We start from the raw sequence: 21,635 nt of genomic DNA, 5'->3' as shown, positions 1-21,635 counted from the left end.
TTCACTGAACACATCCGGCCAGAGGAAAGCCCAATGACCATCGCGAAAAAAATTGCCCTCCTGGTGTTGCTGGGGGCTTTGGCGCTGACCCTGCAAGGCGGTTTCGCCCTCTGGCAACTCTCCAGGATCAACGAAGGGGTCGTTGAAACCGAGCAGAATCTGCTACCCAGCGTCGTGACACTGGACAAGGCACAGATCGCCTTTCTTAGAACCTGTTCACGATCTTCTGAGCAAAAGCGCGAGGAAGGCGAGATGAATGAACTGTAGGCTGGTGTTCAGCTTGCGTTCGCAGTTCCTCCAAAGACGGCGGCACTTTTCAATCCAGGCAAATGATCGCTCGACAACCCAGCGTTGAGGTATGACGGCAAAGGTATGCAATTCGCTGCGCTTGGCGATTTGAACCTCGGCGCCCAGCAGTTCATCTACTGCTTGGGCAAAAGGCTGGCCGACATAGCCACCGTCGGCCAGGATGCTCTGAACGGCTTGTAAATCCGCTGCACAGCGGCTCAAAGCCTGCAATGCCCCCTTGCGGTCGGCTACATCAGCGGTCGTGACGGCGATAGCGTGCGGCAGACCTTGGGTATCGACGGCAATATGGCGCTTGATGCCGGAAACTTTCTTGCCCGCATCGTAGCCTTTCTCGCGAGCGCTATCGCTGTTCTTGACGCTCTGCGCGTCGACGATCAAGAAGCTCGTCGAGGATTTGCGCCCCTGTTTTGTACGGACCGCGCCAACCACATTTTTTTAAAGCCCGTTCCAGAACGCTGAAACCGTCTGGACCAGGCTCACTCCACTTGGCAAAATAGGCATGCACCGTGCGCCATTTCGGATATTCGCTCGGGAGCATCCGCCATTGGCAACCGCTCTTCAGCAAATACAGCACGCCACAGAACACTTCATATAAATCCACCGTTCGGGGCTTGGTCTGCTTGCGCACACTTTCCAGCAAGGGCCTGATCTCTTCAAAGGCTTCCGGGCTGATGTCACTGGGGTATCTCTTTCTCATGCCCCAGTCTACGACATCCAATTGATCGTGAACAGCCTCTTAGGGCCCGCCCCCCGCTTCTTTCACATTTGCTGGAAAACGACCCGGCCAAAAAGACAGCATTCGAAAAGCGATTTGATGAACGCATGAGCCAAATGCACCAGGAGCTGAAAAATTATGGCAGTTTGATCATTGATCAGAAGGACAAGGCTTTATACGAAGCCGACCTGAAACTGGCGGAGCAGTATGAAACCAGTGCCCGCAAGGTCTTGGCCGCATCGCGCGACGGACATCGCGAGGAGGCCAACCGGCTACTCGGAGAAATGCGCCCGGCCATTGATGGCCTCAGCAAGGCACTGGGCGAGCACGCGGCCTACAACGAGGAACTGGCCAGCCAGCATGCCAAGGAAACGGCAACGAACTATCGCTCGTCGCGCGGCATCGTGATCGCACTGATCGTTGGCAGCGCCTGTGCGCTCGGCATCATCGGGTTCCTGACGCTGCGCCAGATCAGGCAGTCGCTGGATAACATGGTCGGATTATTCGGCAGAGTACAGAAGGAACTGGATTTCACGCTGCGCCTTGATGCTTCCGGCAAGGACGAAGTAGCCCAAGCCGCTCGTGCTTTCAATGGCTTGCTGGACGGCCTGCAAACCAACCTGCAGCAACTGTCCGACCATACCGGGGAAGTACATCGGGCGGCCAGTCGTGTCTCCAAGGCTGCCCACGAAATGTCGCTTGCCTCGGGACACCAAAGCGAATCGGCTGCCGCCATGGCCGCGGCGATCGAACAACTCACCGTCAGTGTCAGCCATGTTGCGGACCGTGCCGGCGAAACCCGCAATCTGTCCGCTGAAGCAGGCCGCCTGGCCAATGAAGGCGAAGGCGTCATCGACGAAACCGTCAACGTGATCAACAGCATCGCCAGCACCGTTGGCGACGCTTCCAGCCAGATCGTCAGTTTGGAGCAGCAAAGCGAAAAAATCAGCAATGTCGTCTCGGTCATCAAGGAAATCGCCGACCAGACCAACTTGCTGGCCCTGAATGCCGCCATCGAAGCGGCACGGGCTGGCGAACAGGGACGCGGCTTTGCCGTGGTGGCCGACGAGGTGCGCAAGCTGGCCGAGCGCACCGGGAAGTCCACGCAGGAAATCACCGGCACCATCCAGGATATGCAAAGCGGCGCCCTGGCGGCGGTCAACAGTATCCAGAGCGTTGAGAGCACGGTCAGGGAAGGTGTGGAGCAAGCCTCGCAGGCCAGCACCGCAATGCAGAAAATCGGTGACGGCTCGCAGCAGACGCTGGCGATGGTGGGCGACATCACCGAATCGATGCGTGAGCAAAGTACGGCCAGCACCGCCATTGCCCAGCAGGTGGAGCGCATCGCACGGATGACCGAAGAAAACAGCGCAGCCGCCGAGGAAACATCGGAAAATGCCCAGCAATTGGTCATGCTCGCACAGCAAATGCAAGGCATCGTGGCAGCTTACCGGGTCTGATTGATCCGGCAACAGCATGCTGGAGCAATGGGGGTGCCCGAGCCCGGCATTCCCGATCGAGGATCGGGTGTTAGCATACGCTACAGGGCGCCTCCCGGCGCCATCCGGCCTCTAGCCCCAGCGTGTTAGCATTCGCCGCCATGAACTCCCGCCATCCCCCTGCCATCCTGATCATGGGCCCGACAGCCTCGGGCAAGACTGCCGTCTCGATGGCGCTGGCCGACCGTTTTCCGGTCGAACTGATCAGCGTCGACTCGGCGCAGGTCTTCATCGACATGGATGTCGGCACCGCCAAGCCGGACCGTGAAACGCTGGCCCGCTACCCGCACCGCCTGATCGACCTGATCACGCCGGAGGAGCGCTACTCGGCCGCCCGTTTTCGCCATGACGCGCTCGCTGCGATGGCCGAAATCACGGCTGCCGGCAAGGTTCCGCTACTGGTCGGCGGTACCATGCTTTACTTCAGGGCCCTGCTCCTCGGACTGGCCGAGCTGCCGCAGGCCGACCCTGCGCTGCGCGCCGCCATCGACGCCGAAGCGACGATCCACGGCTGGCCGGCGATGCATGCCAGGCTCGCCGCCATCGACCCGGAAACGGCGGCACGCCTGCATCCGACCGACAGCCAGCGCCTACAGCGCGCCCTGGAGATCTGCACCCTGAGCGGCCGCAAGATGTCGGACCTGCTCGCCGAAAGCGAAAGCCAGAAGCCGCCCTACACGTTTCTGTCCATCGGCCTGCTGCCGTCCGACCGCAGCGTGCTGCACGAGCGCATCGCGCAGCGCTTTGACGACATGCTGCGCGCCGGGCTGGATGAGGAAGTTCGTGAGCTGCGCGAGAAATACGACCTCGACCTCAGGCTACCGTCGATGCGTTGTGTCGGCTACCGACAGGTCTGGGAGGCCCAGGACGGTCTGATGCCGGCCAGCGAAATGCGCGACCGCGGCGTCTTTGCCACCCGGCAACTGGCCAAGCGCCAGATCACCTGGCTGACCAACTCCTTCGAGGCCGAGCACTTCGACTGCCTCGACCCGGCCATGCCCGAGCAGATCGCCGAACGAACCGACGCCTTTCTCAGCTCCTGAGCAGAACCTTCAGGTCGTCGGCCAAGCCTTCTAGCCGGCCGACGATCTCCAGCGAGGCATCTTGCGTCCCTACGACGCGCAGCATGAATTCGTTGGCCATACTGCTGATCATTTCCTCCTGACGCTCCATCAAGCCGAGATGGATATAGGCTTTGGTCAGCGTCTCCTGAAACTCGATCATCACCTGCGTCAACTCGAAGCAGTTTCGCCGGTAGTTGTTCTGAACACCATCGAGCGTGGCGTACAACCTCGGCAGCGCATCCTCGATACCTGCCCTCCGCCGCCTGGCGAGCACCTCCGTTTCGATGGCTCGCAACCGGGCATCGACGCCCTCCGCCAGCAAGGCTCCGTTGTCGCGAATGCGGCCGCAACGCTCCGGGTCGTCCAGCGGCATGTTATTGACCAGCAGGGTCACGTGGCCATAGTTGAATACACAGCGCGACTTGAACTGGAAAATCCGCCCGCTATCCTGGATATGGTTGAGAACCGAAACCTCCAACGGCAGGTTGCGCCCATTGGCGCTGAGCGTCAGCACCTCCTCGCCCATGTGCATCTGGATCGCCGATTGCAGGTCATACTGGCGCATCGCGTCGAGCAAGGCGCCCGCCAGTTCCTCCATCGAATCGCAGGCAAACGACTTGCTGAGAAACTGCAACACGACACCCAATTCACCCATGCTGACCATGGCCGTCATCGCCGTGTGCTGCGCGTAGCCTGCTTGCTCGCATAGCGCCTTTTTCTCGGCAAGAATCCGGGCTGCCACATGGAGTTTACTCAGCAATTCGGCCGGTTCGAAGGGCTTCTGGATAAAATCCTCACCGCCAGCTTCGTAGCCGAGCAAGCGTGTTTCCAGGTCATCACTCGCCGAAACGAAGACAACCGGAATGTACTGCGTGTCTCAGTCGTCCTTCAGGCGACGGCACAAGGCAAAACCGTCCATCACCGGCATCGTCACATCAAGCAGGAAAAGATCCGGCCGCGACACCGACAATGCGTCAAGGCAAGCTGCCGCTGACGCGAAAGTCTGCACCTGGCAAACGCCATCCAGCGTCGAACTCAATACCTCCAACATCAAGGGGTCGTCGTCGACAACAAATACACGCAAATCGGTATTCATCTCGCCCTCCTCATAGTCGAACATCATTATGGCGCATTTGCCACAATTGAAATATGCAATTCGAAAATGCCGGCCAGACGATCAGTGGGACGAGAACAGGGAAAAATCCAGCAGGCGTTGCGCCGGTTCGCCGCAGTCGGTGCAAGGGATATCGGCTTCGAAAGCCGAGCGACAGGCATTTTCCGGCAACAAGCCATCACGCCTGACCGGCGCAACCCGTACGAAAACGACGCCGGCACGCAGCATTCCCAGATATTCCGCTACGCCGTGCGATACATCGATGACCCGCTTGCTGTGACGGGCATGCATGCGGTCGTTGATCTTGACGATGGCGCAACGGTCGTTGTCGACCCGACGCACGGCAACCCGAGAGCCCAGGGGAAAACGATTACTGGCAGCCGTAAATTCCCGGCGGTCGAAACGCTCCCCCGTCGAAGTCCGGCGCCCCTGAAAAGCCTTGCCATAAAAGCTGGCCTGGCCGCGCAGGCCCGGGCCTTCGTCATCGAGAATGTCGGCCGGTCCGAAATCGCTGGCCGGCAAGGCAGCCGGTTTGCCTATCGCCTTCTTGGCCTGCCGGGCTGCAGCCGGTTTTGCCGATACATTCTTGCCCGCCGCCCAGACAGGCGACGGGGCTTGGCATAACAGCAGGCTACAGACGAAAGCCGCAGCCCACCGTGCGATACGGAAAGCGATGACAGCGAGAAGCGTAGCGCTTCCGGTCAGGCGCGCCGCCGAAGACAGTACAGCAAGGCGGTGCAACAACGCCGGAATCGCGCTGTCAGCGCGTCCTAGACCACCACGGTCTGCGCTTCGTCACCCTGGCGGGCCCGAATGACGCCGATGTTGTAAACCGCTTCGCCCTGCGCCTTCAGCTCGGCCATGGCGGCGTCGGCATCGGCTGCCGCAACGACGATGACCAGGCCGATGCCGCAATTGAAGGTGCGGTGCATTTCCTTCTCGTCGACATTGCCTTCCTTTTGCATCCAATCGAACAGTTTCGGACGCGGCCAGGCAGCCTTCTGGATTTCGGCAACGGTGTTTTCCGGCAGCACGCGCGGCACGTTTTCGAGCAGGCCGCCACCGGTGATGTGCGCCATGCCCTTGATGGCGACCTTTTCCATGGTCGCCAGCACCTGCTTGACGTAGATGCGGGTCGGCGCCATGACCACGTCGGCCAGGGTACGCTCGCCATCGAACGGGGCGTTCATGTCCGGATTGGAGCGCTCGATGATCTTGCGCACCAGCGAGTAGCCATTGGAGTGCGCGCCGGAAGAGGCCAGGCCGAGGACGACGTCGCCCGGCTGGATGCTCTTGCCGTCGATGGCCTTGGACTTCTCGACGACACCGACGGCGAAGCCGGCCAGGTCGTATTCGCCGGCCGGGTACATGCCCGGCATTTCGGCCGTTTCGCCGCCGATCAACGCGCAGCCGGCCAGTTCGCAACCCTTGGCGATGCCGCCGACAACCGCAGCGGCGGTATCGACATCGAGCTTGCCGCAGGCGAAGTAATCGAGGAAGAACAGCGACTCGGCGCCGAGCACCAGGATGTCGTTGACGCTCATGGCGACCAGATCCTGGCCGACCGTGTCGTGGCGGTTCAGCTCGAAGGCCAGCTTGAGCTTAGTGCCGACACCGTCAGTGCCGGAGACCAGCACCGGCTCCTTGTAGCGCTTGGGCACTTCAAACAGCGCGCCGAAGCCGCCGATACCGCCCAGCACGCCGTCACGCAGGGTCTTCTTGGCCAGCGGCTTGATACGGTCGACAAGGGCGTCACCGGCATCGATATCGACGCCGGCATCACGGTAGGAGAGGGAAGTATTCTGGGTCATGGTCGTTCCGGGCCAGGCGCGGCGGGTGCCGCTTGAATAAAAAGGCAATTTTACCCGAAACCGGCGCTCGCCCCTAACCGCCCGGCACACACGGACATTCCGGCTACCGCCGATGGCAACGGGATGAATTATCATCGCGCCATGAACATCCTGATCGTCGACGACGAACCCGCCATCTCCGACACCCTGGCCTACACGCTGCGGGCTGACGGGTTCGCGGTGGACAGCTGCACGCTGGGCAGGGAAGCCCTTCAGCGCCTGGAGAAGGGCAGTATCGATTTCGTCGTGCTCGACATCGGGCTGCCGGACATGACCGGCTTCGACGTCTGCCGGGCGTTGCGCCGGACTTCTGACATTCCGGTCCTTTTCCTGACCGCCCGTTCGGACGAGGTGGACCGCATCGTCGGCCTCGAACTCGGCGGTGACGACTACGTGCCCAAGCCCTTCAGCCCGCGCGAGGTCGCCTCGCGGATTCGTGCCATCCTGCGCCGCCTGAATCCGGAGCCGCGTGTCTCGACGGCGGGCACTGTGCCTGCCGTGTCCCGCTTCGCCATCGACCGCGACGGCCTGCGCGTCGCCTTCCATGGCACCTGGCTCAATCTCACCCGCTACGAATACCTGCTGCTGGCGCTGCTGCTCGACCGCCCGGGGCGCATCCTGAGCCGTCAGCAGATCATGGAAAGCGTCTGGCAGGATGGCGGCGAAAGCCTGGAGCGCACCGTCGACACGCACATCAAGACCCTGCGCGGCAAGCTGCGCGCCGTGCGCGACGAAGAGATCATCCTCACCCATCGCGGCCTCGGTTACAGCGTCGCTGCAGCCTGACGCAAGCCCCCTTCAATAAACCGTCATGACCATTGAACGAATTTTCATCAGCCACGCCCCCGGCGGCGTACAACAGGAATGCGCCAGCATCCGGGTCGAGCGCGACGCGGGCATCGTCGGGGACCGCCACTTCGGCCGTGACGACTGGGCCGGCCAAAACCTGACGCTGGTCGAAGCCGAGGAAATCGAGCGCTTCTGCACGGAAACCCAGCGCCCAACCGACCTTTCGATAACCCGGCGCAACGTCGTCACCCGGGGCGTGCGTCTCAACGACCTGGTCGGCAAGACCTTCACCCTCGGCAGCGCAACGCTGCGCGGCATCGAGATTTGTGAGCCCTGCGGCGACCTCGGTCGCGCCCTGGCCAGCGACGCCATGCCGGCTGCCGCCGTGGTCAAGCGTTGGATAGGCCGGGGCGGCTTGCGCGCAGCGGTCATCGCCAGCGGCGAGGTCGCAACCGGCGCCAGCATCGCGGTCGTCGGCTGAAGCGCGCATGAACATCTCCGTCCGTCTGTTCTTCGGTTACTTCCTGATCGTCGGGCTGGCGGCATGGTTCGTCCTCAACACCGTCAACCGCGAGACCGAGCCGGGCATCCGCCAGGCCACCGAGGAAACGCTGGTCGACACCGCCCACGTGCTGGCCGAGATGGCCGCCCTCGAACTCTCCGCCGGCCGCATCGCGCACGGCCCCTTCGCCGACGCGGTGCGCGCCGCCATCCGGCGCAGCCCGCAAGCCGACATTTCCGGCGTGCACAAGGAAAGCATCGATTTCCGCATCTATGTCACTGACGCCCACGGCATTGTCGTCTACGACTCCAGGCAGGCGGCCATCGGCGAGGATTTCTCGCAATGGCGCGACATCGCCCGCGTCCTGCGCGGCGAATACGGCGCCCGCCAGACCCGTGAAGACCCCTACGACCCGGCATCCACCGTCATGCATGTTGCCGCCCCCATTTTCTGGCAGGGCGAGTTGATCGGCGCGCTGTCGCTGGCCAAGCCGATGGCTTCGGTCGCCCCCTACGCCGAGCGCGCGGCGCGCCGGGTCAAGGAGTCCGGCCTGCTGTTGCTGGCCGCCAGCGCGGCCATCGGCCTCTTTTTCACGGCCTGGCTGGGCTGGTCGATCCACCGCCTGCGTGCCTACGCCCGCGATGTCAGCGAGGGGCGCAAGACCGAGGTGCCGACCGGCGGCGGCCGCCAGCTGTCCGAACTGGCCCAGGCGCTGGCCGCGATGCGCGAAAAACTCGAAGGCAAGCAGTATGTCGAACGCTACGTGCAGAACCTGGCGCACGAGATGAAGAGCCCGCTCACCGCCGTCATCGGTGCCGCCGAAATCCTTGAGGGCGACCCGCCGGAAGCCGACCGCCGCCGCTTCGCCGAGAGCATCGCCGAACAGTCACGCCGCCTGCAGGCGATCATCGACCGCATGCTGCTGCTCGCCCGCGTCGAGCAGTTGCAGTCACCCGAAGGCCTCCGCCGCATGGCGCCGGGCGAACTCCTGCGGGATTGCGTCGCCCTTCGCCAACAGGCACTGGACGCGCGCGGCCTGACGTGCGCCGTGCAAGCCGGCAGCACGGCGACGATTCGCGGCGACGCCTTCCTGCTGCAACAAGCGGTACTCAACCTGCTCGACAACGCCATCGAGTTCTCGCCGGAAGGTGGACAGATCGAACTCACCGCCAGCGACGACGGCGAGGAAGTGATCCTCTCTGTCCGCGACCACGGTCAGGGTGCCCCCGACTACGCCTTGCCGCAACTGTTCGACCGTTTCTATTCGCTGCCTCGCCCCACCACCGGGCGCAAGAGCACCGGTCTCGGCTTGGCGCTGGTGCGCGAGGTGGCGCGTCTGCACGGCGGCGACGCCGGTTTCGAAAACCATCCGCAAGGCGGCGGCCAGGCCACGCTGCGCCTGCCGTCCGCCTGATCCCGCGCCAACAGGAGCCCATCATGGACGAATTCATGCAAGCCGCAATCGCCGAAGCCCGCCAGGGGCTGGCCGAGGGCGGCATCCCGATCGGCTCGGTGATCGTGCATCGAGGCAAGATCATCGACCGCGGCCACAACCGACGGGTACAGCAGGGCAGCGTCATCCGGCACGGCGAAATGGACGCTTTCGAGAATGCCGGACGCCAGCCGGCCAGCGTCTATAGCGATTGCGTGCTGTACACCACCTTGTCGCCGTGCGCCATGTGCAGCGGCGCCATCCTGCTCTACGGCATCCCGAAGGTCATCATCGGCGAAAACCGGACCTTCATGGGTGAGGAGGCCTTGTTGCAAAGCCGTGGCGTATCCGTCGAGGTATTGCAGAACGAGGAATGCCTCGCGCTGATGGGCGACTTCATCGCCGCGCAGCCGACGCTGTGGAACGAGGATATCGGCTGCTGAGCGGGCCAGTCTCAAGCGGGAAACACACTCACCCGAACCTGCCGTTCGACCTCGTCGCATGCAAAACGCACCGGGAGAAATGCCTCGATGACCTGGCAATTGGTCTTCAGATGCGATGAAAGGACGTGGGTCGTAAAACTCCCTTGCCCCGCCAGCGCCATCGGCAGCAGCAGCTGGTCGGCCAGGTGTTCGCCGACCGGCACCCCGCTGTCGCGGAACAGGCGGGCTTCGCGGGCGGCACGATCGGCAACCGTTTCCGCCGGCATGCCGCGTTCGCCGAAAGCCGAAAAAACCTCGGTCGCTTCCGGGTACTCCAGCATGACCAGCAGCACATTGCCCGGCCCCTCGTTGCTCGGCAGCACACGCAGTTCCTCGTCCAGCACACCGAGCTGGCTGGCCGCCCGCTGCATCTCGCGCTTGGCGACCTCGGCCGGCACGCCGGCCACCACGCCGACCGCCGTCTGACGGCGCAGATCGCCCCGCGCATTCAGATGCAGGGGCTGCCAACCCGCCACCGGCGCCGTTGCGGCCAGCACCTCGCCGCCGCCGGCCGGGTAAAACCCGTGGCGCAACAACTGGATGTCCAGTGTCACGCCCATGCGGCGCATCAACGGCTGCCAGCTGCGGATGAGAAAATCGGCCGGCGGCGCGGCCGGATTATGGGTGCCGCCGCTAACGCGCACGGTGCTCGGTCCGTCGGCGAACCACAGCGCCGGTAACAGCGTCTGCAATACCAGCGTGCAACTTCCGGCCGACCCGATGGCGTGACGATAGTCGCCGCCACGCACCCTCCCCGGCTTGAAACGCAGGCTTTGCGAGCCCAGCGCCGCCCCCGCCACGTCGGCCCCGCACACCGCCGTCGCAGCCTGCACGGCCGTCAGATGCTGGCGCAACAGCCCCGGCTTCTTGCGCCCGGCACGAATACCATCGATGGCGAAGGGAATACCGGTAATCATCGACAAGCTCAAGGCTGTCCGCAAAATCTGCCCTCCGCCCTCGCCGCGTGAGCCGTCCAGTTCTATCCATTGCATGTTGTTTTTCTCTTCGTTCATTTCTTTTCTTGCGAGACCGCCAGCACCGTCCGCATCAGGAAGGCATCGAGTTCCCCGGCGTCGCCCTCCGGCTTCTTGTAGTCGGGATCGACGACGGTCCGTGCCAGCTCGCTTTCGATGAAGGCGTGGATGCGTGACCAACGCGGGCTGTACTCGGCCTCGCCGGCACCCATCTTGATCGCCAGCAGGGCATTGATCTCGTTGCGCAGCGCCGCATCCGTCACCAGATGCCCGGCGAGATCGGCAAAGCGCATCGGCGGCTGGCCAAGGTCGCGCTCGATCCACTGCGCCGCCAGCAGCGGACGCAGCACGTAGAGGTACTTTTTCAGGCGCACGCTATCGCCCTGCAAATGCTCGCGAAAATTGCGCCGCGCCATCGCCAGGTAGTGATACCGCCCGCGCTTCGGGGAAAACCAACGCGCCGCCAACGCCTTGATGTGCGCAACCACCGCTGCGTCCTGCCGATAAATCACCGGCGAATCCAGCCATTCCAGCAACACGGGATTAGCCCGGCGCAACAGGCGAAGAGCCTTGCGCAGCTCCCAACCACCGACATCGAGTACGTCGCTGATCGGCAATTCGATCACGTCGCGCTTCGGCTCGACGGCCAGATACCAGGGCAGACGATGCACATAGAGAAAACGCACGTCGTAATCGCTGTCCGGCGACGCGAAACCCCAGCCCCGGCTACCCGACTCGCAGGCGTAGAGGACCGTCACATCATGTTTGGCCTCGATGTCGGCCAGGGCTTGCATGACACGCTCGCGGACTGCCGGCTCGATCGGGTGCGCGCCGACGATTTTCTCTTTCGCAACCGATTTCGTCATGACTCACCCCTTTACACACACGACCTGCCGCAAGGTATGCACCACCTCCACCAGCTCGCGCTGAGCGTGCATCACGGCGTCGATGTCCTTGTAGGCCATCGGGATTTCGTCGATGACATCGCTGTCCTTGCGGCATTCGACGTGGGCGGTGGCCTTGATCTGGTCGTCGACAGTGAACCGGCGCTTGGCTTCGTTGCGGCTCATGGCGCGGCCGGCGCCGTGGCTGCACGAGCAGAACGATTCCTCGTTGCCCAGGCCGCGCACGATGTAGCTACGGGCACCCATCGATCCGGGAATGATGCCGAGTTCGCCCTTCTTCGCCGATACCGCCCCCTTGCGGGTCACCAGCACCTCGGCAGCGAAGTGGGTTTCGCGCTGGACATAGTTGTGGTGGCAGTTCACCGCTTCCACATCGGCGGCAAATGGCTTGGCAATCACCTGGCGCGCCGCCGCCACCACATTGGCCATCATGACCTGGCGGTTGCGACGGGCGTAATCCTGCGCCCAGCCGACAGCCTCCACGTAGTCGTCGAAATGCTCCGAACCTTCCGCGAAATAGGCGAGATCCTTGTCCGGCAGGTTGGCGATGTGCTGGCGCATATCGGCATGGGCCAGTTCGATGAACAGGTTGCCGATGGCGTTACCCACCCCGCGCGAACCGGAATGCAGCATGAACCAGACCTGCCCGGCCTCGTCCAGACAGACTTCGATGAAGTGGTTACCGGTTCCCAGCGTTCCCAGGTGCTTATGGTTGTTGGTGTTTTTCAGGCGCGGGTATTTTTCGGTGATGCGCAAAAACCCCGGCAGCAGCGCGGACCACATGGCATCGACGGCTGCCGGCGGGTTTTCCCAGGAGCCTTTGTCGCGACGGGCGCGCGTCATGGTACGGCCGTGCGGCACAGCGGCTTCAATCGCCGAGCGCAGGCCATGCAGATTGTCCGGCAGATCGCCGGCGGTCAGCGTGGTACGCGCCGCCATCATCCCGCAGCCGATATCGACCCCGACCGCCGCCGGGATGATCGCGCCCTGCGTCGGAATCACGCTACCGATGGTCGATCCCTTACCCAGGTGAACGTCTGGCATCACCGCCAGGTGACGGAAGATGAAGGGCATCCGCGCGGTATTCATCAGTTGCTTGCGCGCATCGTCCTCGACCGGGACGCCTTCGGTCCACAGCTTGATCGGCTTTCCTTCAACCACGTCTTGTACTTGATAGCTCATTTTTCTTTTTCCTTTGCTTCCGGTCGCGATGGTAGCGAGCCGGATTTCATTCGTCTTGCATTTATTGCGAAATCCCGCCAGCCGTTTATTTCGCCAGCGTCACCAGACCGCTCAACACCTGGTCCAGACCGCCGAAGACCGAGATCCGGTCGATGCGCTCCGCCACCCGCTCCAGCGTTTCCAGCTCCTTCAGGCGCAGGGCCACCGGGTTGCCTTCCATCACCTTGGCGGTGTTGAGCAGCGAGCGCGTCGCGGCCGTTTCTTCACGGCGACGGATCACGTTGGCTTCGGCCGCCTTGCCTGCCTCCACCACCTGGGCGAGGATGGCTTTCATCTCGCCCGGGAGCACGATGTCCTTGACGCCGATACTGCCGATTTCCATACCGAATCCGGCTAGCTTTCTGGCGATATGCCCGCTCACCACCTCGTCGACCAATTGCTTGTTCTCCAGCAGTTCGTCCAGGTTGCGCGTGCCCACCGCCGCCCGCAGGCCGAATTGCAGCTCGCGATAGAGGTGCTCGACCGGCTTGGCCAGTTTGGCGAAGGCCGTACTCGCATCGTCAAAGCGCCAGGTGGCCGCCAGATTCAGGCGCAGTCCCACCTTGTCGCGGGTGAGGATTTCCTGGCCGCTCACCTCCATGGTCTGCCAGCGCATATCGACCAGCTCCATCTGCAGATCGCGGTTGAAACGCCAGTAGGCGGTCACACCCGGCGGCAGCAGCGGCTGCTGGATGCCGTCGATGCGCAGCAGGCCGACATGCGCCGCCGGAACCTGGACGACGAACACCCCGTTCAACCCCGACACCGGACGGCCGCGCAGCGACGGCTGCAGCAGGCGTTTCACCATTTCCGCCGGCAAGGCCGGGCCGGCACGCAGATCGATTTTCTCCAGGCGCTGCGCGAGCAGGCCGCGCCAGTAGAAACGCCGGGCAGCCGGCGGCAACACCTCGACCAGCACGTCGTTTTCGTAACGCAGCCCGACTTCATCCTCGTTCAACTCCATGCAGACGAAATGTCGCTCCGCCTCTGCCGGGTCGTTCTGGCGCAGGTAATCGACGAGATCGCTATCGAGCATCGGCGTATCGGTGTGCCAGACGCTCATCGACAGTTCGTTGAACGGATCGAACAGATAGTGGCGACCCGGATTGAGGATGCGCTCGAAATCGCCGTTGCGCAGCAGGGCGGCCCGTTCATTTTTCTTCACGATAAAACGCTTCAACATCTTTTTTCTCCCTCTTCGCTTTCACACTTCATCTTCACAATTCGTCATCAAACGCTGCCGGCTCACGCCGGCCCGGTGGGCGCCGCGGCTGGCTCACACGGGGGAGCATCCGGTGCGGCAGGCCTGGGCTGGCGACGGCCCCGGCGTCATCGCCAAAGCCACGCTACCCCGCCCTCCGGCACCGAACGCCCTGCCGCACAAGCGGACCGAAGCGTCGGACCAGACCGGCGGCGGGTGCTCGCGCAATCCGCAGCCGACGGGTACTGCATAAAACCACTGTCGTGGAAGGACAGTTTCCGGAGCGGGATTCGAACCCGCGTCAGACCGCTGATGAGACGGTTGCTCTACCCGACTGAGCTATCCAGTGGCGGGATGACCGGGAATCGAACCCGAGCGAACCACCAGGCACCCCAATATCGCTCCCCCGCGACGGCGGCATACGGCGGAATGACCGGAGTGCTCCGTATCCCACCGCACCGGCGGGGTGGAACCCCCTGCCCGTCGGCACAGCCGCAAGTCGGCGATGTCCTTCTTATTGCGAGAGGCATGCCAGGGCGATCAAAATCGCCTAACCAATTGAATAAAAGCAAGTTTATGAAATCCACCACCGACAAAAATTTCAACGAAACGATTTTTTGCTATAGTCATTTATAAAATAATCTAATCATCGAACAGCGCGGCGAGCCCCCGTTGGCTACAGGATTTTCCTCACCATGAAAAAAACCGTCGTCATCGGTGTTGACGCTCGTTGAAAACTGACCAGAAAAGTGGGGGTGTGCGCGCTGAAAATTGACCAGGGTGATTAACTCGTCCGCTCATTTTTTGAGCAGGATTTTAGGAGATGATCACCATGAAGGATCTGGGAAGGATTCGGCGGTTGTTTTATCGGGATGGCCTATCGCTGTCCGAGATTTCGCGGAAGACGGGGTATAGCCGGAACACCGTCAAACGTTGGTTACGGACACCGGAAGGGGCGGAGCCGAAGTACGAACGGCAGAACCCGAACATCAAGATTGCCCCGTATGCGGCGCGCCTGATCAAGGCACTGGAGGCGGATGCCCGCCGTCCGAAACGGGATCGGCGCACAGCACTGAAACTGTTTGGCGAATTGCAGGCCGCCGGATTCACCGGTACCTACTGCCGGGTCACCGAATTCATCCGGCGCTGGCGGGCCGATGGCGGTGCAGCCGTCAGTAAAGCCTTCGTTCCGCTCCACTTCGAGTTGGGCGAAGCCTTCCAGTTCGACTGGAGCGAAGAGCATCTGGTCATTGGCGGGGTCTGGCGCAAGATTCTCGCCTCACATCTGAAACTCTGCGCCAGTCGGGCCTTTGTCGTTCAAGCCTATCCGACGCAAGGTCACGAGATGCTGTTCGATGCCCATACCCGCTCGTTTGCGGCGCTGGGTGGCATTCCCCGGCGCGGCATCTACGACAATATGAAGACGGCCGTGGATAAGGTGCAGAAAGGCAAATCCCGCATCGTCAATTCGCGCTTCTCGGCGATGGCCTCCCACTACCTGTTTGATCCGGATTTCTGCAATGTCGCCAGCGGCTGGGAGAAAGGCGTCGTCGAGAAGAACGTCCAGGATAGTCGGCTCCGTCTCTGGCAGGATGCCGGCAAGGAGCGATTCAGTTCATTCACCGAACTGAACGTCTGGCTGCTCGAGCGCTGCCGGGGGCTGTGGCAGGAATTGCGTCATCCCGAGTACGCTGACCTGACAGTGGCCGAGATGCTCGAACACGAACAACCGAGCCTGATGCCGATGGTCGCATCCTTCGATGGCTACGTCGAAACCTTGGGCAAGGTATCGAGCACCTGCCTGGTGACGCTGGATCGCAACCGCTACTCGGTACCGTGCGAACTGGTGGGCCAAGCCGTCAGCCTGCGTCTTTATCCGGAACGGATCGACATTGTGGCGCACGATACTCGGGTGGCCAGTCATCCCCGCAACTTCAGTCGGCAGCAAACCCTCTACGACTGGCAGCACTACATCCCGCTGATCGAACGCAAGCCAGGGGCCTTGAGAAATGGCGCGCCGTTTGCCGACATGCCGGAGCCATTGCAACGATTACGCAGCTTGCTCCTGCGCCGGGAAGGTGGTGATCGGGTGATGGCCAAAGTGCTATCGGCAATTTCGCAGTTTGATCTGGAAGCGGTGCTGGTTGCCGTCGATCTGGTGCTGGAGTCCGGCCTACCCAGTGCCGAGCACATCGAGAACATGCTCAACCGCCTGAAGTCGGGTCCCATGCCGCCACCGGTGGAAACGCCACTCACCCTCAGCGAAGTACCGATTGCCGATACCGGCCGCTATGACCGCTTGCGTACCGAGGTGACTGATCATGCGTGAGCTGATGAGCGAGTTCAAGGAACTGCGTTTGCACGGCATGGCCGGTGCCTGGGAGGAGCTGACAGCCAACGGTAGCAGCCGTGTCGAAGCCTCACGTTGGCTGATCGAACATCTACTGCAAGCCGAGCATACTGATCGAGTGATGCGTTCGATTGGCTATCAGATGCATGCGGCCCGCTTCCCGGTACATCGTGATCTGGCCGGATTCGACTTCGAACAATCGAAGGTGGATCAGAAGCTGATCCGGCAACTGGCCGACCTCTCCTTTGCCGAGGAAGCCCAGAACGTCGTGTTCATTGGTGGCACGGGCACTGGCAAGACCCACCTCGCGACGGCGCTGGGTGTCTCGGGCATTACCCATCACAGCAAGCGGGTGCGTTTCTTCTCGACGGTTGATCTGGTCAATGCGCTGGAACAGGAGAAGGCTGCTGGCAAAGCCGGGCGGATTGCCTTGGGGCTGCTGCGCATGGATCTGGTCATCCTCGATGAGTTGGGCTATTTGCCGTTCAGTCAGGCCGGTGGCGCCTTGCTGTTCCACTTGCTGTCGAAACTCTACGAGCACACCAGTGTGATGATCACGACCAATCTGACCTTCGCCGAATGGCCGAGCGTCTTTGGCGATGCCAAGATGACCACTGCCTTGCTCGACCGGCTGACGCATCACTGCCATATCGTCGAGACCGGGAATGAGTCGTTTCGCTTCCGGCACAGCACGGCAACGGCCAAGTCGAGGATCAAGGCGCGGGAGCAGAGCAAGCGGGGAAATCCACCCGAAGCAGATCCGTTCTGATCGAGGCCGCGTTGGGAAATCCGTTCCGGACTCCGTCCTCCACGGCTTTCCCAACGCATTCGTCGTGGCTCGGAAATCAGTTGTTCTGAGCTACACTTATCCACAAGCCCACCTATGTCAGGTGGCTATCACACCTGGTCAAAATTCAACGCGCACAGGTGGTCAAATTTAAACGCGCGCCGACAGGTATGGACGGCTGCCGACCAGCAAACGGAACTGCAATCCCCGATCGCCATTACCGGCGCCTGGAATGGCACACTCGCCGTATCCGATGCGGAGCTCAAGGCGGTCTATCTGCTCAACGACAAGGGAGAGCCCGTCGGCAAGCTCGGCGCGGGGCTGTTGGGGCGCCCGACAGGCCTGGCCTTCGACAGCGACAACGGCCTTCTTTATGTCGCCGACACCGAGGCAAGCGACATAAAGGTTTTTGACCGGACCGGGCAGCAGATTCGGACCATAGGCGCACCCGGCGACGGCACAGGCGAACTCAACGCCCCGACACACCTCTCGTTTGCGGACGGAACGCTCTACGTCAGCGATAGCCTGAACAACCGGCTTCAAGCGTTCAGCACCGACGGAAGCCATCGCCAGACGACCGGCGAAGCCGGCATCCATGTCGGACAGTTCTCGCGCCCCAAGGGAATTGCCTACGACGCCAGGCAGAAACTGGTTTATGCCATCGAGTCCTATTTCGCCCATCTGCTCGTCTACGACGATGCCGGCCAGTTCCTGCTGGGCATCGACGGCAGCGGACTGCCCGACGGGCGCTTTGCCTTGCCCGCGGGCGTCTGGCTCGGCGGGGATAACAAGGTATTTGTCGCCGACATGTACAACAACCGTGTCGTGGTCTTCGAAAGGCTCCCCCCGCCAAACAACTGAATGCCGCAGGATTTTCCCGCTATTGGGAAAGGCTTTTCTCAAACCTGACACGAAACTGACCATTCCTTGCCACGAACCTGACCAACATCGTTTTAAACCCGACTGAGGCAGCACACGCCCGCCCCCAAGCGAACCTGCACGACTCTCTTCAACCAACGCCAAACCCTGTAACACCGGCCATCCATGTCATTCCACAGCCCGAGCCATTCCTGCATGAGCACTCCAAGCGCGCCGCCCCCGACCCCACACAAGGCTCAAGAACTCGCCCGAAACATCCACGCCATGCTGGCCGATGGCGTCGACGGGCCTGGCGGGGCGTTTGACCGATTGGCGCTCGACATATTCGCGCATCAATACGACAACAATATTCACTACCGCGAATTTTGCGATGCCACGGGTGCCAACCCGTCAAACGTAGACGATTGGCGCGACATCCCGGCCTTCCCTTGCGAAAGCTTCAAGAAGGAACTCGTTACCTCCTTTCCGTTTGAAGAAGCTGTCATGGCCCACCTGACCAGCGGCACCACCGCCATCGTCAGGGGGCAGATTTTCCGTGACGAGATCGGGCGGAAACTGGTGCTCGAGGCCAATCGCGTGATGACCGAGGCCTATCTATTTCCGGATTTCGCGAAAAACCAGCGTTGCCGAATCCTGATACTGGCGCCCAGTCCTGAAATGGCACCTTCAATGGGCATGGCACTGGGCATGGAGGAAACGCGTCGCCACTTTGGCACGCCTGACAGTCGCTTCCTGCTCAGCCACAGCGGCATCGACATCCCCGCGCTGGTCGCGGCGCTGGAAAATTCCGAATCGACCGGCATACCGGTGGCGATGATCGGATCGACCTCGGCCTTCGTGTTTTTCTTCAACGCCTGCCAAAAGCGGGGCATTTCCTTCCATCTGCCGCCCGGCAGCCGGATCGGCGACGGCGGGGGCTACCGCGGACGCTTTGGCGAAATGACGCAGGAACAATACTGGCAACTGGCCTGGGAAGTGCTGAACATCCCGCGTTCACACTGCGTCAATGTCCTCGGGATGGCCGAGAGCGCGACCAACTATTTCGATGACAGCTTGCGCCGCGACGTCCAGAAACTCCCGATCGAAAAACGTTCGCGCCCCTGCCCTCCATGGACGCGCACCGTGGCGGTCAGTGCCGACGACCTGCGCCCCCTGCCGCCGGGTGAAGTCGGCCTGTTGCGGCACTACGACCTGGTCAATCTGCCGACCGTACTCGCCGTGCAGACCGACAACCTGGGTTATGTCGAAGCCAACGGCAATTTCCAGATCATCGGACGCGCCCAACAGGACAAGCAGACCGGCAAGGTTGCCGCCAAGCCGAGCGCCAGGACGGTTGGCCCGATGGGTGACAAGCCCATTTTCCGCATCCTGGAAGCCTACGTGAACTTTTCCATTCGCTTCAAATCCGGCTGGCTCCGCCCGCGGACGCCGCTGGTTCCGCCGGCCTGCCCTTGCGGCGAACTGACTGACGCCATGATCGAAGAAACCCCGCTCGCCCAGGCCGACGCGCCGCGCTAAGCCGATAACGCATTTCCACCGCCCCCGTTCGCAATCCAAATACCGTCCATGAAAAGAATTCTGTTTGTCGCCCCCCCCTACCACTGCTGGGGAGTTCAGGTCATCGGCACCTGGCCGCCGCTGCCGCTGGCCTATCTCGCCGGGGCTGCACTCGATGCGGGATACGAAGCCAAGGTGTTCGATGCGATGAACAAGAACCTAGGCTTCGACGACGTGCGCCACGAAATCGCTGCCTACGCCCCCGACTTCGTCATTTCGATGGACTACCTGCCGGTCTCCGGTGCCATCAGCACGGCCACGGTGCCGGCCGCCATTCGCACCCTGGCGATCGCCAAGGAAATCAACCCGGCCATCACCACCATCATCGCCGGCCCCCATCCAAGCTTCATGTTCAAGGAAATACTGGCCACGCCGGGCAACCCGGTGGACTTTGTCCTGCGGGGAGAACCCGAAGCCACGCTGCGCGAACTCCTGAAAACCTACCCGCAAGGCGATTGGCGAAGCCAGGAGGGGATCGCCTACGCCGACAACGGAATCGCCGTGGCAACGCGCTTGCGGCCGCACATCGCGGACCTGGACACCCTCAAGCCGGCCTGGCACCTGCTCGACTGGGCGGATTACCACTACAACATCGAGCCTTGGGGACGCATGGCCTCGATCCTGACGACACGCGGTTGCATGATGCAATGCTCGTTCTGCTCGCACCGTGTTTTCTGGCGGGGAGACTGGCGCTTCCGGGATCCGGCCAAGGTGGTCGACGAAATCCGCTATCTGGTCGATACGCACCAGGTCGAATTCATCACCCTGATCGACCCCTATCCGACCAAGGACAGGGCGCGCTGGGAACGTCAGCTTGACCTGCTGATCGAGGCACGGATCAACGTTCGCCTGCTGATGGAAACCCGCGTCGAAGACATCATCCGCGACGCCGACCTGCTTCCCAAGTACCGGGATGCCGGCATCATCCACATGTACCTCGGCGCCGAAAGCAGTTCCGACACCACGCTCAACAGCCTGAACAAGGGAACCAGCTCGGACATGAACAAGCAGGCGATCGACCTGTTGCGCGAACACGGGATCATGACCGAGGCCTCGTTCATGCTCGGTTTCCCGGAAGAAACCACCGAAAGCGTCGATCGGACCATTGCCGAAGCCATACGCATGAACCCGGACATCGCCGTCTTTCCGCTCATCACGCCCATGCCCTTCACCCCGCTTTTCAAGCAGATGAAGGATCGCATCCGGGTCCACGACTATGCCAAGTACAACCTGATGACACCGATCATCGAGCCCTATGCCATGTCGCTCGATCAGGTCACGCGCGAACTGGCCCGCTGCTACATGACCTTCTACGGCAACAAGATGAAGGAGGTCCTGGCGCTCGAGGACGGTTTCCAACGGCGTTACATGCTGAGCGCCTTCAAGGCGATGATGAAGGACTTTCACAAGCACTTCGATTTCGGCGGAAAACCCGTCCCGCACGACATGCCGGGACTGGCCGAACTCAAGGTCGCAGTCGAGGCCGATTGATCCCGCCACCATGCAACAGCCCCATTCCTGCCGCTGACGGCCCGTCGAATGTCCGCGCTATTCCCCGCTTATTACCCGTGGTGCAAGGCGATGCACGTCGTTTGCGTGATCGCCTGGGCCGGCACGCAACTGCTGTTCGGCCTGATGATCTTTTCCCAGCGCCACGTTGGAACGTCGGGGCAAAACGAGTACCTGCGACGCATGAAACGCTGGGTCAATGTGCAAATGAATCTGGCCATGCTTGGCGCCTTTGCATTCGGTGGCGTGATGGCCGCCAGCCACTGGCTCGGGCATGGCCATCTTCCCGCCTGGCTGTGGGCAAAAATTGGCCTGGTTACCGTCCTTGCCACCCTGCATGGCGTGCTGTTCAGGCAATTCCGATACGCCGCGCGCGGCATGGCGATCTGGCACTGGAAGCGACTGGACCTCATTCAGTACCTGAGCCTGGGAACAACGACGGCGATTGTCATGCTGGTCATAACAAAACCATGAGACCAGGCTGAAGGAATCCGGA

At 62.0% G+C, this 21,635-nt stretch carries 22 protein-coding genes and 1 tRNA gene; 13 read left to right on the top strand and 10 right to left on the bottom strand.

What is annotated here, in order from left to right:
- The first annotated feature begins 33 nt into the window (after positions 1-33).
- Positions 34-267, top strand: a complete 234-nt coding sequence (locus AB6Q56_RS02225; RefSeq protein ID WP_434515570.1) for a hypothetical protein — start codon at positions 34-36, stop codon at positions 265-267.
- On the opposite strand, the gene AB6Q56_RS02220 is transcribed toward AB6Q56_RS02225, so the two are convergent.
- A protein-coding gene (locus tag AB6Q56_RS02220; RefSeq protein WP_434513899.1) for an IS5 family transposase occupies positions 217-1,006 on the bottom strand; the annotation gives its coding sequence in 2 pieces (ribosomal slippage) (positions 217-745 and positions 744-1,006; 792 coding nt in all). The two genes, AB6Q56_RS02225 and AB6Q56_RS02220, sit on opposite strands and share 51 nt — an antisense overlap.
- 68 nt (positions 1,007-1,074) lie before the next feature.
- On the opposite strand from AB6Q56_RS02220, the gene AB6Q56_RS02215 reads away from it, so the two are divergent.
- The gene (locus AB6Q56_RS02215) at positions 1,075-2,484 is read left to right on the top strand and encodes a methyl-accepting chemotaxis protein (protein ID WP_434515569.1); all 1,410 of its coding nucleotides are present in this window, start codon (positions 1,075-1,077) and stop codon (positions 2,482-2,484) included.
- A gap of 140 nt (positions 2,485-2,624) precedes the next feature.
- Entirely contained in the window at positions 2,625-3,566 is a 942-nt protein-coding gene (gene miaA / locus AB6Q56_RS02210) for a tRNA (adenosine(37)-N6)-dimethylallyltransferase MiaA (RefSeq protein ID WP_434515568.1), read from the top strand.
- Here the strand turns inward: miaA and AB6Q56_RS02205 are convergent.
- From AB6Q56_RS02205 to purM, 4 genes are all read right to left on the bottom strand, one after another.
- On the bottom strand, positions 3,556-4,407 hold the full coding sequence (locus tag AB6Q56_RS02205; protein WP_434515567.1) for a hypothetical protein: 852 nt from the start codon (positions 4,405-4,407) through the stop codon (positions 3,556-3,558). The two genes, miaA and AB6Q56_RS02205, sit on opposite strands and share 11 nt — an antisense overlap.
- Positions 4,408-4,464: 57 nt before the next feature.
- Positions 4,465-4,683, bottom strand: coding sequence for a response regulator (locus tag AB6Q56_RS02200; RefSeq protein ID WP_434515566.1), 219 nt, complete (start codon positions 4,681-4,683; stop codon positions 4,465-4,467).
- Positions 4,684-4,764: 81 nt separating this feature from the next.
- A complete protein-coding gene (locus AB6Q56_RS02195; protein ID WP_434515565.1) occupies positions 4,765-5,445 on the bottom strand; it encodes a septal ring lytic transglycosylase RlpA family protein in 681 nt (226 codons plus the stop codon).
- A gap of 26 nt (positions 5,446-5,471) precedes the next feature.
- Positions 5,472-6,512 (bottom strand): phosphoribosylformylglycinamidine cyclo-ligase, encoded by a 1,041-nt coding sequence (gene purM / locus AB6Q56_RS02190; protein ID WP_434515564.1) that lies wholly within the window; start codon positions 6,510-6,512, stop codon positions 5,472-5,474.
- A gap of 123 nt (positions 6,513-6,635) precedes the next feature.
- Here purM and creB point away from each other — a divergent pair, with 123 nt between their 5' ends.
- The 4 genes from creB to AB6Q56_RS02170 are packed head-to-tail and all read left to right on the top strand — an operon-like array spanning position 6,636 to position 9,717.
- Positions 6,636-7,337 (top strand): two-component system response regulator CreB, encoded by a 702-nt coding sequence (gene creB / locus AB6Q56_RS02185; RefSeq protein WP_434515563.1) that lies wholly within the window; start codon positions 6,636-6,638, stop codon positions 7,335-7,337.
- 25 nt (positions 7,338-7,362) lie between these two features.
- A complete protein-coding gene (locus tag AB6Q56_RS02180; RefSeq protein ID WP_434515562.1) occupies positions 7,363-7,821 on the top strand; it encodes an MOSC domain-containing protein in 459 nt (152 codons plus the stop codon).
- A gap of 7 nt (positions 7,822-7,828) precedes the next feature.
- Positions 7,829-9,256: a two-component system sensor histidine kinase CreC gene (gene creC, locus AB6Q56_RS02175; RefSeq protein ID WP_434515561.1), complete on the top strand. Its 1,428-nt coding sequence runs from the start codon at positions 7,829-7,831 to the stop codon at positions 9,254-9,256.
- A 23-nt stretch (positions 9,257-9,279) separates the two neighbouring features.
- Positions 9,280-9,717: a nucleoside deaminase gene (locus AB6Q56_RS02170; RefSeq protein ID WP_434515560.1), complete on the top strand. Its 438-nt coding sequence runs from the start codon at positions 9,280-9,282 to the stop codon at positions 9,715-9,717.
- Between the two features lie 11 nt (positions 9,718-9,728).
- Here AB6Q56_RS02170 and rtcA read toward each other — a convergent pair whose 3' ends face one another.
- The 5 genes from rtcA to AB6Q56_RS02145 form a co-directional block, all read right to left on the bottom strand.
- The gene (gene rtcA, locus AB6Q56_RS02165; protein WP_434515559.1) at positions 9,729-10,769 is read right to left on the bottom strand and encodes an RNA 3'-terminal phosphate cyclase; all 1,041 of its coding nucleotides are present in this window, start codon (positions 10,767-10,769) and stop codon (positions 9,729-9,731) included.
- Positions 10,766-11,596, bottom strand: coding sequence for a nucleotidyltransferase domain-containing protein (locus AB6Q56_RS02160; RefSeq protein WP_434515558.1), 831 nt, complete (start codon positions 11,594-11,596; stop codon positions 10,766-10,768). The genes rtcA and AB6Q56_RS02160 overlap by 4 nt, the downstream gene beginning before the upstream one ends.
- Positions 11,597-11,599: 3 nt before the next feature.
- Complete coding sequence (locus AB6Q56_RS02155) at positions 11,600-12,817, bottom strand: RtcB family protein (protein ID WP_434515557.1); 1,218 nt, start codon at positions 12,815-12,817, stop codon at positions 11,600-11,602.
- Between the two features lie 85 nt (positions 12,818-12,902).
- Entirely contained in the window at positions 12,903-14,039 is a 1,137-nt protein-coding gene (locus AB6Q56_RS02150) for a slipin family protein (RefSeq protein ID WP_434515556.1), read from the bottom strand.
- 293 nt (positions 14,040-14,332) lie between these two features.
- A tRNA-Met gene (locus AB6Q56_RS02145) sits at positions 14,333-14,406 on the bottom strand.
- 483 nt (positions 14,407-14,889) lie between these two features.
- Here AB6Q56_RS02145 and istA point away from each other — a divergent pair.
- The 6 genes from istA to AB6Q56_RS02115 all read left to right on the top strand — a co-directional run bounded on the left by istA (position 14,890) and on the right by AB6Q56_RS02115 (position 21,613).
- Entirely contained in the window at positions 14,890-16,386 is a 1,497-nt protein-coding gene (gene istA / locus AB6Q56_RS02140; protein ID WP_434517118.1) for an IS21 family transposase, read from the top strand.
- Positions 16,376-17,176, top strand: coding sequence for an IS21-like element helper ATPase IstB (gene istB, locus AB6Q56_RS02135; protein WP_434517117.1), 801 nt, complete (start codon positions 16,376-16,378; stop codon positions 17,174-17,176). The genes istA and istB overlap by 11 nt, the downstream gene beginning before the upstream one ends.
- A 114-nt stretch (positions 17,177-17,290) precedes the next feature.
- Positions 17,291-18,055, top strand: a complete 765-nt coding sequence (locus AB6Q56_RS02130; RefSeq protein WP_434515555.1) for a 6-bladed beta-propeller — start codon at positions 17,291-17,293, stop codon at positions 18,053-18,055.
- Between the two features lie 213 nt (positions 18,056-18,268).
- Complete coding sequence (locus AB6Q56_RS02125) at positions 18,269-19,591, top strand: acyl-protein synthetase (RefSeq protein WP_434515554.1); 1,323 nt, start codon at positions 18,269-18,271, stop codon at positions 19,589-19,591.
- 48 nt (positions 19,592-19,639) lie between these two features.
- Positions 19,640-21,121: a radical SAM protein gene (locus AB6Q56_RS02120; protein WP_434515553.1), complete on the top strand. Its 1,482-nt coding sequence runs from the start codon at positions 19,640-19,642 to the stop codon at positions 21,119-21,121.
- Positions 21,122-21,169: 48 nt separating this feature from the next.
- A complete protein-coding gene (locus tag AB6Q56_RS02115; RefSeq protein ID WP_434515552.1) occupies positions 21,170-21,613 on the top strand; it encodes a CopD family protein in 444 nt (147 codons plus the stop codon).
- Positions 21,614-21,635: the final 22 nt, after the last annotated feature.

The sequence above is a fragment of the Dechloromonas sp. ARDL1 genome (assembly GCF_051122455.1).
GTDB lineage: Bacteria > Pseudomonadota > Gammaproteobacteria > Burkholderiales > Rhodocyclaceae > Azonexus.
This window is presented reverse-complemented; position numbering and strand designations above follow the sequence as displayed.